General features: G+C 58.8%; 11 protein-coding genes and 1 tRNA gene. 11 read left to right on the forward strand and 1 reads right to left on the reverse strand.

The genetic code is table 11. The annotated features are described in order from the left end of the window. The first annotated feature begins 16 nt into the window (after window positions 1-16). The 8 genes from zapE (at window position 17) to EUU25_RS12555 (ending at window position 10,731) form a co-directional block, all read left to right on the forward strand. A complete protein-coding gene (zapE, locus tag EUU25_RS12520) occupies window positions 17-1,129 on the forward strand; it encodes a cell division protein ZapE (protein ID WP_158901463.1) in 1,113 nt (370 codons plus the stop codon). A 22-nt stretch (window positions 1,130-1,151) separates the two neighbouring features. Next, complete coding sequence (locus tag EUU25_RS12525; RefSeq protein WP_158901465.1) at window positions 1,152-2,537, forward strand: M20/M25/M40 family metallo-hydrolase; 1,386 nt, start codon at window positions 1,152-1,154, stop codon at window positions 2,535-2,537. A gap of 136 nt (window positions 2,538-2,673) precedes the next feature. Beyond that, window positions 2,674-3,636: a malate dehydrogenase gene (gene mdh, locus EUU25_RS12530; protein WP_158901467.1), complete on the forward strand. Its 963-nt coding sequence runs from the start codon at window positions 2,674-2,676 to the stop codon at window positions 3,634-3,636. 90 nt (window positions 3,637-3,726) lie between these two features. Further along, window positions 3,727-4,611, forward strand: coding sequence for a succinate--CoA ligase subunit alpha (gene sucD / locus EUU25_RS12535; protein ID WP_158901469.1), 885 nt, complete (start codon window positions 3,727-3,729; stop codon window positions 4,609-4,611). Between the two features lie 38 nt (window positions 4,612-4,649). Continuing rightward, entirely contained in the window at window positions 4,650-7,451 is a 2,802-nt protein-coding gene (locus EUU25_RS12540) for a 2-oxoglutarate dehydrogenase E1 component (RefSeq protein WP_158901471.1), read from the forward strand. Between the two features lie 5 nt (window positions 7,452-7,456). Continuing rightward, on the forward strand, window positions 7,457-8,695 hold the full coding sequence (odhB, locus tag EUU25_RS12545) for a 2-oxoglutarate dehydrogenase complex dihydrolipoyllysine-residue succinyltransferase (protein ID WP_158901473.1): 1,239 nt from the start codon (window positions 7,457-7,459) through the stop codon (window positions 8,693-8,695). Window positions 8,696-8,707: 12 nt separating this feature from the next. Further along, on the forward strand, window positions 8,708-10,102 hold the full coding sequence (gene lpdA / locus EUU25_RS12550; protein ID WP_158901475.1) for a dihydrolipoyl dehydrogenase: 1,395 nt from the start codon (window positions 8,708-8,710) through the stop codon (window positions 10,100-10,102). Window positions 10,103-10,104: 2 nt separating this feature from the next. Further along, entirely contained in the window at window positions 10,105-10,731 is a 627-nt protein-coding gene (locus EUU25_RS12555) for a trimeric intracellular cation channel family protein (protein ID WP_158901477.1), read from the forward strand. A gap of 150 nt (window positions 10,732-10,881) precedes the next feature. Here the strand turns inward: EUU25_RS12555 and EUU25_RS12560 are convergent, their stop codons facing one another. Next, a complete protein-coding gene (locus EUU25_RS12560) occupies window positions 10,882-11,556 on the reverse strand; it encodes a phytanoyl-CoA dioxygenase family protein (RefSeq protein WP_158901479.1) in 675 nt (224 codons plus the stop codon). Between the two features lie 524 nt (window positions 11,557-12,080). Here EUU25_RS12560 and EUU25_RS12565 point away from each other — a divergent pair. The 3 genes from EUU25_RS12565 (at window position 12,081) to EUU25_RS12575 (ending at window position 13,434) form a co-directional block, all read left to right on the forward strand. Then, window positions 12,081-12,461 (forward strand): VOC family protein, encoded by a 381-nt coding sequence (locus EUU25_RS12565; RefSeq protein ID WP_158901481.1) that lies wholly within the window; start codon window positions 12,081-12,083, stop codon window positions 12,459-12,461. Window positions 12,462-12,477: 16 nt separating this feature from the next. Continuing rightward, entirely contained in the window at window positions 12,478-13,323 is an 846-nt protein-coding gene (gene fghA, locus EUU25_RS12570; RefSeq protein ID WP_158901483.1) for an S-formylglutathione hydrolase, read from the forward strand. Window positions 13,324-13,360: 37 nt separating this feature from the next. Next, window positions 13,361-13,434 (forward strand) — tRNA-Gly (locus EUU25_RS12575). Window positions 13,435-13,438 lie beyond the last annotated feature (4 nt).

The raw sequence follows: 13,438 nt of genomic DNA on the forward strand, positions 1-13,438 counted from the left end.
CCTTCTACAGCCTGTTATGGATAAGGTAGAAAACCGTTATAACGCGCTGGTTTCGGCCAAGGAATTGAAGCCCGATGCGGACCAGCTAAAGGCTGTCCGCGCCTTGGCCCGCGTGCAGGCCGATCTTGAGGCGGTGCCTCCGCGGGGAAGCACGATCTGGCGATTCTTGCGGAAAAAGCCGGACCCTGCGCGTGGGCTATATCTTTGGGGCGGAGTCGGCCGCGGCAAATCGATGCTGATGGATCTGTTTTTCGAGGCGGTGCAGATCCGGCGGAAAAAGCGCGTCCATTTTCACGAGTTCATGCTCGATATCCACGCGCGCCTAAAGGTCGAGCGCGAGAAGGAATTGGGCGATCCTATCCCGCCGCTTGTGGAATCACTGGCGGAAGAAGCACGCCTGCTGTGCTTTGACGAGATGGTCGTGAACAATATGGCCGACGCCGCGATCATGTCGCGCCTGTTTTCGGGACTGATTGCCGCGGGAGTTACGGTCGTGACAACGTCAAACCGGCATCCCGATGATCTCTATAAGGATGGCTTGAACCGGCACCTGTTCCTGCCCTTTATCGACCTCATCAAGGAACGGCTGGATATTGTCGGGCTCGACGGGCCGATTGACTATCGCCGTGACCGGTTGGGCAGCGCCCGGACCTGGCTGGTGCCCAATGGGCCGGAGGCAACGGCGTCGCTGTCGGAAACCTTTTTTCGACTGACCGATTATCCCCCCGAAGACCGCGCCCATGTGCCATCGACGGAACTGGACGTGGGTACCAGCCGCACCTTGCACGTGCCCAAGGCCCTAAAGGGTGTCGCGGTTTTTTCCTTCAAGCGCTTATGTGCCGAGGCACGCGGGTCGGCGGACTATCTGGCTATTGCCCGGCGTTTTCATACTGTGATCATGGTCGGCATTCCCGTGCTGGGCCCCCAAAACCGCAACGAAGCAGCGCGTTTTGTGACGCTGATCGACGCGCTGTACGAATATCGCGTCAAATTTCTGGCCAGCGCGGACGCCATTCCTGACCAGCTTTACCCCGAAGGCGATGGCCGTTTCGAATTTGAACGCACCGTATCGCGGCTTTTGGAGATGCAATCGGAGGAATATCTGGCGGAGGGCCATGGTCCGCGTTAGGCTGCGCGCAAAGGAGATGAGGATGTTCAGACGTTTATCGATAGTCGCGGCAGGCCTGCTGGCAATGACCGCAGTGCAGGGTCAGGCGCAAAATGCCCAACGGCAGGCGGAACGGGACCTTTTTGCGAAGATCGTCGAAATTCCGACCGTCGAGGGGCAGACCGCCGAGTTTAAAAAGCTGACCGCCTTGCTGGCCGCTGAATTCCGGAAAGCCGGCATAACCGATGTCGTCGTCAAGGATCATGACGGGACCCAGACCCTGATCGCGCGATGGCCCGCCGCGAAACCAAGCGGGAAGAGGCCGATATTGCTGATGGCCCATATGGATGTCGTCGCGGCGAAAGAAAGCGATTGGAAATATCCACCCTTCAAATTCCGTGAAGAAGGTGGCTATTATCTCGGACGTGGGTCAAACGATAACAAGGCTGGCCTGACAGGCATCCTTCTGGCGCTGCAATATTTGCGCGCGGAGAAATTCCAGTCGACGCGCGACATCATCGTCCTGTTCACGGGCGACGAGGAAACATCCGGCAATGGCAGCCGCCGCGCCGCGACCGAATGGCGGTCGCTGATCGACGCCGAATATGCGCTCAATAGCGACGCGGGAGGCGGTTCTGTCTTTCCCGACGGTCGCGTGGAAGGTTTCGGCATGCAAATTGCCGAAAAAACCTATGCCGACTATAAGCTGACCGCTGTAAACCGCGGCGGGCACAGCAGTGCACCGCGTCCGGACAACGCGATTTACGCGTTGGCAAATGCCCTTACCGCAGTGGAACGCCACCGCTTCGCCCCGATGATCAACGATGCGACACGGGCGACCTATGAAGCGCTTTCGAAGGGCGACAGCGGCCAATATGGCGAATTGCTGCGGCGGTTCCTGGCCAATCCGACGGATCGCGAGACCGCCGATCTGTTGGAAGCCATGGACAGCGGCAGCACCCGCACCCGCTGCGTCGCCACCATGCTGTCGGGCGGTCATGCGCCCAATGCCTTGCCACAAAAGGCCGAGGCCAACGTCAATTGCCGGATTTTTCCCGGTGTCAAAATCGAAGAGGTGCGCCAGCAGTTGCAGGCTCTGGCTGGTCCCGATGTTACCGTTACGGCTGTAGAAGGATCGCAAACGCCCGAAACCGCACCCACACCCCTGCGCGCCGATATTACGGAAGCCTATAAAGCAGCGGTCGCAACGCGATTTAAGGATGCACCGGTCATGCCGTTCCAGTCTGCAGGGGCAACCGATGGGGCATTTTTGAGGGCTAATGGAATCGCGGTATATGGCTTTGGCGGCCTGTGGGGCATCGTCGGCGAACGTGAAGGCGCCCATGGCCTCGACGAGCGCGTTTGGGCAGAAGGATTTCACGGACAGATCCCGATCTGGATGGAAATGTTACGCCGCGTCGCGGGCTGAAACTGGCGTTAAAGCTATTGCGAACTATTATCACAAAAAGGCTTAACTTATCCGCTTTAGTGGGTTGTTAAGTTAACCGATTCGGCGTAACGCCGCCACAATTCCGCTACAGGCCTTAAGGGAAGGAAATCGTTTCATGGCTCGCAAGAAGATTGCGCTTATTGGTGCCGGTAATATCGGCGGCACACTTGCCCACCTCGCAGCATTGAAAGGTCTCGGCGATGTCGTTTTATTCGACGTTGTTGAAGGCGTTCCACAAGGAAAAGCGCTCGACTTGTCGCAATGCGGTCCGGTCGAAGGTTTTGATGCCAAGATAACCGGCACAAATGACTATGCCGATATTGCTGGCGCAGACGTCATCATCGTCACCGCCGGTGTCGCCCGCAAGCCGGGAATGAGCCGCGATGACCTTCTCGGCATCAACCTGAAGGTTATGAAGGCGGTCGGCGAAGGCATCAAGGCAAACGCGCCTGACGCGTTTGTAATCTGCATTACCAACCCGCTCGACGCGATGGTCTGGGCCTTGCGCGAATTTTCGGGCCTGCCACACAACAAGGTTGTCGGCATGGCGGGCGTTCTCGATTCCAGCCGCTTTAGCCACTTCCTCGCCGAAGAGTTCAACGTTTCGGTCAAGGACGTCACGTCCTTTGTTTTGGGCGGCCATGGCGACACGATGGTTCCGGTCATCTCTTATTCGACCGTTTCGGGTATTCCGGTCCCCGATCTGATCGCGATGGGCATGTCGACGCAGGAACGCATCGACGCGATTGTCCAGCGCACCCGCAGCGGCGGCGGCGAGATTGTCGCCCTGCTCAAAACCGGTTCAGCCTATTACGCGCCCGCGACCAGCGGCATCGCGATGGCCGAAGCCTATCTTTATGACCAGAAGCGCGTATTGCCCGCTGCGGTCCACCTGACCGGCCAATATGGCGTCGACAATCTCTATGTCGGTGTTCCTGTGGTGATCGGTGCAGGCGGCGTCGAGAAAGTGGTCGAGATCGCTCTCGACGACGAAGCCAAAGCAAATCTCGCGGTCAGCGTCGATGCGGTGAAGGAACTGCTCGTGGCTTGCAAAGGTATCGAACCGAGTTTGGCGTAAATCGCTATGCCTTTTGACAGTAACAGTTCGTGCATTTCGGGCTGATCCACGCGCCACCGAATTCACGGCCTTTCAGGAAGTAAGCAAAATATGAGCATTCTCGTCAACAAACACACCAAGGTCATCACGCAGGGCATGACCGGTGCAACCGGCACCTTTCATACCGAACAGGCGCTGGCTTATGGCACGCAAATGGTTGGCGGGGTCACCCCCGGCAAGGGCGGATCGACCCATATCGGCCTGCCCATGTTCGACACCGTGCTTGAAGCCAAGCAGGCAACCGGCGCAGATGCGTCTGTTGTCTATGTTCCGCCCCCCTTTGCAGCGGATTCGATCCTTGAAGCGATTGACGCGGAAATTCCGCTGATCGTCTGCATCACCGAAGGTATTCCGGTGCTCGACATGGTCAAGGTGAAGCGCGCGCTTTCGGGTTCGAAAAGCCGCCTGATCGGACCGAACTGCCCCGGCGTTCTGACCCCGAATGAATGCAAGATCGGCATTATGCCCGGCAGCATTTTCTCGGCCGGATCGGTCGGCGTCGTGTCGCGTTCGGGCACACTTACCTATGAAGCCGTGTTCCAGACCACTGCCGAAGGCCTTGGCCAGACCACTGCCGTCGGCATCGGTGGCGATCCTGTCAACGGAACCAATTTCATCGACTGTCTGGAACTCTTCCTTGCCGACGATGCCACCAAGTCGATCATCATGATCGGTGAAATCGGCGGCAGCGCAGAAGAAGAAGCTGCACAATTCCTTATCGACGAAGCCAAAAAGGGCCGCAAGAAGCCGATGGCTGGCTTCATCGCCGGACGCTCGGCACCTCCCGGACGCCGCATGGGCCATGCCGGCGCGATCGTTTCCGGCGGCAAGGGCGATGCGGAAAGCAAGATCGCGGCGATGGAAGCTGCAGGCATCCGCATGTCAGCATCCCCTTCACTGCTCGGCAAAACATTGGTCGAAGTACTGAAGGGATAAGCATCCCTGCCGTTTCCCTCCCCAAGGAAGGCATAGATATGGGTCTTGAGAACCAGGATTTTGAAATTGAGCGCGGTCCCAGCTGGGAACGCGCCAACTGGCCTTTATCGGCCACCGACGATTTGACGGCATCGCTCGACCCCACACAAATGGCGGTCGAGGTGAAGGCTGCGGCAAAGGCCGCGGGCAAGCCGATGGCGGAGGCCGACGCGGTTGCGGCGGCGAATGATTCCATCCGTGCCATGATGCTGGTGCGCACCTATCGCGTGCGCGGACATCTTGCGGCAAATCTGGATCCACTGGGCCTTTCGAAGCAGGATATACCGGCGGATTTGACCCCCGAATATCACGGCTTTTCGGGCGCCGATCTTGACCGGAAAGTTTTTGTCGGCGGGACTTTGGGACTCGAATGGACCACCGTGCGCGAGCTGGTGGACATTTTGCGGGCAAATTATTGTGGGCCTGTCGGTCTGGAATATATGCATATTTCAGATGTCGAGGAACGCCGGTTCCTGCAGGAACGGATGGAGGGCAGAGACGCCGCCATCCACTTCACGCCCGAAGGCAAGAAAGCAATTCTGGGCAAGGTCATCGAGGCCGAGCAGTATGAGAAATTCCTGGGCCGCAAATATGTAGGCACGAAGCGTTTCGGTCTGGACGGTGGTGAGTCCATGATTCCGGCGCTTGAAGCTGTCATCAAATATGGCGGGCAACTGGGCGTCCGCGAAATCGTATACGGCATGCCGCATCGCGGCCGTCTGAACGTTTTGGCCAATGTTATGGCCAAGCCCTATCGCATCATCTTCCACGAATTTTCGGGCGGAAGCGCAAACCCCGATGATGTCGGCGGTTCGGGCGATGTGAAATATCATCTGGGCACCAGCACCGACCGTGAATTTGACGGCATCAAGGTGCATATGAGCCTTGTTCCCAACCCGTCCCATCTGGAGGCCGTTAATCCGGTCGTTCTCGGAAAGGTTCGTGCAAACCAGACCGCCCGCGGCGACCTTGGCAAGCATGAGCAGGTTCTGCCGGTTCTTTTGCACGGCGACGCGGCCTTTGCAGGACAGGGCATCGTTTGGGAATGCCTCGGCTTTTCGGGTATTCGTGGTTATAACACCGGCGGCTGCCTGCACTTCATCGTGAACAACCAGGTCGGATTTACCACCAGCCCGCAATATGCGCGCTCGTCGCCTTATCCATCAGATGTTGCCAAGGGCGTTCAGGCCCCGATTTTCCACGTGAACGGCGACGACCCCGAAGCGGTTACCTTTGCGTGCAAGATCGCGATCGAATTCCGCCAGACATTCCACCGCGATATCGTGATCGACATGTGGTGCTACCGTCGCTTCGGCCATAATGAAGGCGATGAGCCCAGCTTCACGCAGCCTTTGATGTACAAGGTGATCAAGGGCCACCCGGGCGTCAGCGATATCTATGCCACAAGGCTGCAAGCCGAAGGCGTGATTGATGCCAATTGGGCCAAAGAACATGCGATGCGCTTTGTCGCCTTGCTGGAGCAGGAATTTGCAGGCGCCGCCGATTATAAGCCCAATGCGGCGGACTGGTTTGGCGGACGCTGGTCGGGGCTGTCCAAGCCTGCGGACCCCGAAACGGCGCGCCGCAATGTGGAAACGGGCATTTCCAAAAAGCTGTTCGACAGCTTGGGCCGCACATTGACCGCCGTTCCGGAGACGCTGAATATCCATCCGACCCTTGGCCGCGTTCTTGATGCCAAGAAAACGATGTTCACTGCCGGTGAAAATTTCGACTGGGCGACGGGCGAAGCGCTGGCCTTCGGCTCGCTCTTGTCCGAAGGTTTTGGCGTGCGTCTTTCGGGGCAGGATTCCGGACGCGGCACCTTCAGCCAGCGGCATGCCGTCTGGGTCGACCAGGGCACCGAAGAGAAATATGTGCCCCTGTCGACTTTGCCCCATGGCCGGTTCGAGGTTCTGGACAGTCCGCTGTCCGAATTTGGGGTGCTCGGCTATGAATATGGCTATGCCGGTGCCGAACCCAAGACGCTGGTATTGTGGGAAGCGCAATTTGGCGACTTCGCCAATGGCGCTCAGACCATGATCGACCAGTTCATTGCGGCAGGCGAGGCCAAATGGTTGCGCGCCAACGGTTTGGTGATGCTGTTGCCCCATGGCTATGAAGGTCAGGGTCCGGAACATAGTTCTGCCCGGCTTGAGCGGTTCCTGCAACTTTGTGCGGAAGACAATATCCAGGTCGCCAATTGCACGACGCCTGCAAACTACTTCCACTTGCTGCGCCGTCAAATGGCCCGGTCGTTCCGCAAGCCTTTGGTTGTCATGACACCCAAATCCCTGCTGCGGCACAAAATGGCGGTGTCCAAGGCAGAAGATTTCCAGGGCGACAGCCATTTCATGCGCATATTGTCCGATCCCGACGCACCCGCAGACAAGGATGTGAAGCGCCTCGTGCTCTGTTCCGGAAAGGTCGCCTATGACCTGATGGAGGCGCGCAATGCGGCGGGCGATACCGACACCGCGATTGTGCGTATCGAGCAACTCTATCCGTTCCCGGGCGAACCCTTGATCGTTCGTCTGAAGCGCATGACCGCATTGGAAGAAGTTGTCTGGGCCCAGGAAGAGCCCAAAAATGCGGGTAGCTGGTCCTTTGTCGATCCCTTCATTGAAGAATGTCTGTTGAGCGCAAAGGTCAAGCCGACCCGCGCGCGCTATGCCGGACGCAAGGCCGCCGCAGCGACCGCAACCGGCCTTGCCAAGCGCCATCAGGCCGAGCAGGCCGCGTTGGTTGCCGACGCCCTTGGTCATAATGTCCGCGCCGAAATCCGCCGTCAGAGAAAAGGCTGATCCCCATGAGCACCGAAGTCAAAGTTCCCGTACTGGGCGAATCCATCACCGAAGCCACACTTGGCCAATGGCTGAAAAAACCGGGCGAAGCCGTTGCCGCTGACGAGCCGATTGCCAGCCTTGAAACCGATAAGGTGGCCGTCGAAGTACCCGCGCCCGTCGCCGGAATCATGGGCGCATATAGCGTCGAAGAAGGTGCAACGGTTAATGTGGGTGCGGTAATCGCATCCATCGAAGAAGGCAGCGCCGGTGCAGCAGCGCCGGCTCCCACCGCCGCAGCCGCTGCGCCACAACCGGTCGCGACAACAGCTGCGCCTGCACCGGCAGCAGAAGCTGCGCCTGCTGGAGATGCGAGCGATCTGCCGCTTTCACCGGCTGTCCGCCGCCTCGTTCTCGAACTCGGCATCGACCCCAGCAAGATCAAGGGCACCGGCAAGGACGGACGTTTGACGAAGGAAGACGTGGTTGCCGCCGCAAAGGCTGCACCCGCTGAAGCCTCCCCATCGGCAGAGACTGCTCCGGCAAAGGCCGCCCCCGCAGGCGCGCGTCAGGAAGAGCGGGTCAAGATGACCCGTTTGCGCCAGACGATCGCCAAGCGGTTGAAGAGCGCGCAGGAAACCGCAGCGCTTTTGACCACGTTCAACGACTGCGACATGAGCGAAGTTATCGCGACGCGCGACAAATATAAGGAATTGTTCGAAAAGAAGCATGGCGTCCGTCTCGGCTTCATGGGCTTTTTCACAAAGGCCGTTGCCCTTGCCGCACGCGATGTGCCCGCAGTGAATGCGCAAATCCAAGGCGACGAAATCGTCTACCACAATTATCTCGATGTTTCGGTCGCGGTCAGCGCCCCCAATGGTCTAGTCGTCCCCGTCGTGCGCAACGCCGACGCGATGAGCTTTGCCGAAATCGAAAAGGCCATTGCCGATTTCGGTGCCAAGGCAAAGACCGGTTCGTTGACGATGGACGATATGTCCGGTGGTACCTTCACCATCTCCAATGGTGGCGTGTTTGGCAGTCTGATGTCGACACCCATCATCAACCCGCCGCAGAGCGCTGTTCTGGGGCTGCATCGTATCGAAGACCGGCCCGTGGTCCGCAATGGCGCCGTTGTCGTGCGCCCGATGATGTATCTCGCACTCAGCTACGACCACCGCCTGATCGACGGGCGCGAGGCGGTGACTTTCCTCAAGATCGTCAAAGAGGCGATTGAAGACCCCGCCCGTTTGTTGATCGACCTTTAAGGAGCCGACACCATGGCAGAACAAGATTATGACCTGATCGTCATTGGCGCAGGTCCCGGCGGCTATGTCGCCGCGATCCGTGCCGCCCAACTGGGCCTGAAAACCGCATGTGTGGAAAGCCGCGAAACGCTGGGCGGAACCTGCCTCAACGTCGGCTGCATCCCGTCCAAGGCGATGCTTCATGCATCGGAGCTTTACCATGAGGCACAGTCGGGCGCGCTCGCCAAATTTGGCATCGACTTCAAAGGTGTCGGCCTGAACCTCGACCAGATGCAGGCTGAAAAGACCAAGGCCGTGGGCGAGTTGACCGGCGGTATCGAGTTTCTGTTCAAAAAGAACAAGGTCGATTGGCTGAAGGGCCATGCGGCCTTCACGTCGCCCAACAGCATCGATGTGGCGGGCAAAAGCTATACTGCCGCGAAAATCATGATCGCAACAGGTTCGTCCGTCACCCCGCTACCGGGCGTCACCATCGATCAAAAGGTCATCGTCGATTCCACCGGTGCGTTGGCCTTGCCCAAGGTGCCCAAGCATCTCGTCGTCATTGGCGGCGGCGTGATCGGGCTGGAGCTTGGCAGCGTGTGGCTTCGCCTCGGCGCACAAGTCACCGTGGTTGAGTATCTCGACCAGATCCTGCCCGGCATGGATGGCGAAGTCCGCAAGGAAGCCGCCAAAATCTTCAAGAAGCAGGGCTTTAATATCCGCACCGGCACCAAGGTCACCGGCGCCACCGTCAAGGGCGGTACCGCAACACTGACCGTCGAACCGGCCGCAGGTGGCGCGGCGGAAAGCATTGAGGCCGATTGCGTCCTCGTCGCCATTGGCCGCAAGCCCAATACCGAAGGCCTCGCCCTCGACAAGGCGGGCTTGACTGTCAACGGACGTGGCCAGATCGAAATCGGCCATGATTTCCAGACCAGCGTCCCCGGCATCTACGCCATTGGCGACGTCGTCCCCGGCCCGATGCTCGCGCACAAAGCGGAAGACGAGGGCATTGCCGCCGCCGAATTCGTCGCGGGCCTTACCGGCATTGTGAACCATGACGTCATTCCCGGCGTCGTCTACACCTATCCGGAGATCGCCAGCGTCGGCCTAACCGAGGAAGAGGCAAAGGCACAGGGCGAGGTCAAGGTCGGCAAATTCCCGATGATGGCCAACAGCCGCGCCAAGACCAACCGCGACACAGACGGCTTTGTAAAGGTCATCGCCGATGCCAAAACCGACCGTGTGCTCGGCGTCCACATCATCGCCTCAATCGCGGGCAGCATGATCGCCGAAGCCGCGCTGTCGATGGAGTTTGGCGCAACATCCGAAGACATCGCCTACACCTGCCACGCCCACCCCACCCATGCCGAGGCGTTGAAAGAGGCGGCGATGGCGGTCACCGGCAAACCGATCCACATGTAGGCATGATCCAGGAGGCGGTCCAACTGGCCCCGGCCCTGATCGCCTGGCTCGACTTGTTCGGCATCGCGGTCTTTGCCGCATCCGGCGCTTTGGCCGCTGCGCAGCGCGGCCAGACGCTTGTTACCTTTTCCTTCTTTGCCCTCATCACCGGCGTCGGCGGAGGCACGGTGCGCGATCTGCTGATCGGCGCTCCGGTGTTCTGGGTGCAGGACTGGCGTTTTGCCGCCACTTGTCTGGTGACGGCAGCTTTGGTGTGGGTGACCCCCAAATCCTTCTGGAACGCGCGCGCGCTCGACTGGTTCGATGCAATCGGGATCGCCATTTACGCGGTATTCGGCGCGTGGAAGTCGCTGACGCTGGGCGTCCCCCTGTTGCCTGCGATGATGATGGGCGTTATCACCGCCTGTGTCGGCGGGATCATCCGCGATGTGTTAGCGGGTGAGCCGTCTATCCTGCTCAAGCCCGAAATCTATGTCACAGCCGCCGCGCTTGCCTCCGGCTTGTTCGTCCTGCTGCTGTGGTTCGGCCTGCCCGTTCTTCCCGCCGCAAGCCTGAGCGCGCTTGCCGGTTTCGCCCTGCGCGCCATGGCCATCTGGAAAGGCTGGGCCATTCCGGCTTATCGCGGATGATATTCTCGGCACAGTAATAGGGGGACTGTCCCCAACTCCAAAAACGAGTGCGCGCATCACTCCGCTTCGCACCTCCTGCCTGAAGGGGAGAGGAGATGGTTCGCACGAAGCCACGAAGACGCGAAGAGGAATCCCTTTGGGTAGCGGACTTCAAATACCCTGCCATTCAAGGCCGTCGGGCAGATCGAACGCTGCATAATCTACTTGTAACACCCGCCGCGCTTTGGCTTGTTGGGAGGCGGCAGAGGCATGCAGAATGAGGGTGGAATACACCCAGACATCGCCGGCGTCGGCTAGACATATCGCAGTCCCAAGACGTGCGACCGTTTCCTCTATTTTGCCGACGGGCACCATGCCTTCGCGATGGGACCCTGGCGCGATCAGGAGTGGGGCGTTTGTTGCCGGAACATCATCCAGATGCACACGGATGGTAATCATCTTCGCCAACAAATCTACTGGAGGGGCCACGTGCACGAAACCCTGTTTCACTGTCCACGGACCAAAGCCTTCGACTTCCCTTTTGGTTTTCACGCAAATGGTGCGATCCTGATGCCAAGCAAGCGACCAGTTTGTTTCGGCCGTCTTATTGAACAGGATGGCCCGGACCGGCTTGGCCCCGGCCCCCAAGAAGTGGGCGGGTATGGCGCCAACGCAGCCATTCGGCTCCAGCATTTCCCGCAAAGGTTCATTGGCCTGCAACCGGACGCCAACGCTTTCAGACGGCAAGCCAGCGACGGCATTTTCCAACCTATCGAGTGCATCAACAAGCACTCCAAAAAACCTGACGGCTCCGGTAGCTGCAAATTCTTGTGCCACTGCATCCATCAGCCCTCGTTACCCACAGGGTCTTTGATACGCAACAAGTGCCGCTTTGACGGGCATGATTGCGGTATCAAAGCGTCCGCAACGTTGTCGTGTCCGGACATTCCGGTTTCGATTTAGATATCCAAATTGTAGACATATCCCCCCTCTTCCACGGGGAGAGGGGTATCTCACGCAAAGACGCAAAGAGAGAAGAAAGAAGAACAGCGCATTTTGCCTCTGACCGTCACTCCAAGTACCGTCACCCTGAACTTGTTTCAGGGTCTTAGTTTTCAACGTCGAAGGACTAGGACCCTGAAACAAGTTCAGGGTGACGGTGCTTTTGAGGGCAGCCTCCTGCTCCTTCCCTCCCGTCCCCCTTCGCGTCTTCTTGCGAACCAAATAAGCAGGATATCCTATGAAAGCGGAATTCAGGAAAGCCCGCCCATCCATCTTCTAAGCAAAAAATTGCACTTGCACCCCATAAGGGTTGGTGGTCAAAGCGGGCGGAGCCCTCGCCAGATGACAGGGTTAAAGGAGAAGGAAGAATGTACAGTCACATGATGGTGGGCAGCAACGATATTGCCCGTTCCAAAACTTTTTACGACGCAACCTTTGCTGCATTTGGTGGCAAGCCGGGTATCCAGGACCCCAAGGGTCGCCTGATTTACATGCACAATGGTTCGATGTTCCTCGTCACCCCGCCGATCGACGGCGAGCCGGCCACATGCGGTAACGGTATGACCATCGGTTTTGCGATGACCCCGGAACAGGCCAATGCCTGGCATGAAGCCGGTGTTGCCAATGGCGGCAAGGCAATTGAGGACCCCCCCGGTGTGCGCGAAGGTAATGGCATGAAGCTGTATCTCGCCTATTTGCGCGATCCTGATGGCAACAAGCTGTGCGCGCTGCACCGCGTCACCGACTGACCGTAGGACATCTTGCATGACATTTGAAACGGTTTCGACGAACACCGCTTTTGGTGGTGTGCAGGGTGTCTACAAACATCATTCGACCGCGACGGGAACGGACATGACCTTTTCGGTCTATGTCCCGCCCCACGCGGCGGGTGCCAAATTGCCGGTGGTCTGGTATCTGTCGGGTCTGACCTGCACCCATGCCAATGTCACTGAAAAGGGCGAATTTCGCCGGGCCTGTTCGGAACTGGGCCTGATCTTTGTTGCGCCCGATACCAGTCCGCGGGGTGAGGGCGTGCCCGATGATCCCGACGGGGCCTATGATTTCGGCCTTGGCGCGGGCTTTTATGTCAATGCGCTGGTCGAACCCTTTGCCGAACATTACCGGATGCGCGGCTATATCGAGAGCGAATTGCCGCGTCTGGTTGCCGAACATTTTCCCGTCGACATGGAACGGCAGGGTATCATGGGGCATTCAATGGGTGGGCATGGCGCGCTGACCTTGTCCTTGCGCGATCCCGGAAAATATAAGGCGACTTCGGCCTTTGCGCCCATCGTTTCGCCGCTGAATTGCCCCTGGGGGGAAAAAGCGCTGGGTGGTTATCTGGGGCCCGACCGTGAGACTTGGGCCGAATATGACGCTTGCGCGCTGATCGCCGCCGGTGCCCGTCTTCCCGACCTGCTGGTCGACCAGGGCGAGGCGGACAATTTTCTCACCGACCAGCTCAAGACGCATTTGCTTGTCGAGGCTTGCGAAGCGGCGGGGCAAAAGGCGACCATCCGGATGCAGCCCGGATATGACCACAGCTATTATTTCATCTCCACCTTCATGGCCGACCATCTTGAATGGCATGCCGCGCGCCTAAAAGCCTAGCCATTTTGGCCCCTGCACGATAATGGCACGCGGACAAGCGGGTGTAGCTCAATGGTAGAGCAGCAGCTTCCCAAGCTGAATACGGGGGTTCGATTCCCCTCACCCGCTCCAGCTT

The sequence above is a fragment of the Sphingorhabdus lacus genome, from assembly GCF_009768975.1.
Taxonomy (GTDB): domain Bacteria; phylum Pseudomonadota; class Alphaproteobacteria; order Sphingomonadales; family Sphingomonadaceae; genus Sphingorhabdus_B; species Sphingorhabdus_B lacus.

Coding starts and splice junctions, on each gene's coding strand:
- zapE (WP_158901463.1), top strand. CDS start 17: ATGGATAAGGTAGAAAACCGTTATAACGCGCTGGTTTCGGCCAAGGAA.
- EUU25_RS12525 (WP_158901465.1), top strand. CDS start 1,152: ATGTTCAGACGTTTATCGATAGTCGCGGCAGGCCTGCTGGCAATGACC.
- mdh (WP_158901467.1), top strand. CDS start 2,674: ATGGCTCGCAAGAAGATTGCGCTTATTGGTGCCGGTAATATCGGCGGC.
- sucD (WP_158901469.1), top strand. CDS start 3,727: ATGAGCATTCTCGTCAACAAACACACCAAGGTCATCACGCAGGGCATG.
- EUU25_RS12540 (WP_158901471.1), top strand. CDS start 4,650: ATGGGTCTTGAGAACCAGGATTTTGAAATTGAGCGCGGTCCCAGCTGG.
- odhB (WP_158901473.1), top strand. CDS start 7,457: ATGAGCACCGAAGTCAAAGTTCCCGTACTGGGCGAATCCATCACCGAA.
- lpdA (WP_158901475.1), top strand. CDS start 8,708: ATGGCAGAACAAGATTATGACCTGATCGTCATTGGCGCAGGTCCCGGC.
- EUU25_RS12555 (WP_158901477.1), top strand. CDS start 10,105: ATGATCCAGGAGGCGGTCCAACTGGCCCCGGCCCTGATCGCCTGGCTC.
- EUU25_RS12560 (WP_158901479.1), bottom strand. CDS start 11,556: ATGGATGCAGTGGCACAAGAATTTGCAGCTACCGGAGCCGTCAGGTTT.
- EUU25_RS12565 (WP_158901481.1), top strand. CDS start 12,081: ATGTACAGTCACATGATGGTGGGCAGCAACGATATTGCCCGTTCCAAA.
- fghA (WP_158901483.1), top strand. CDS start 12,478: ATGACATTTGAAACGGTTTCGACGAACACCGCTTTTGGTGGTGTGCAG.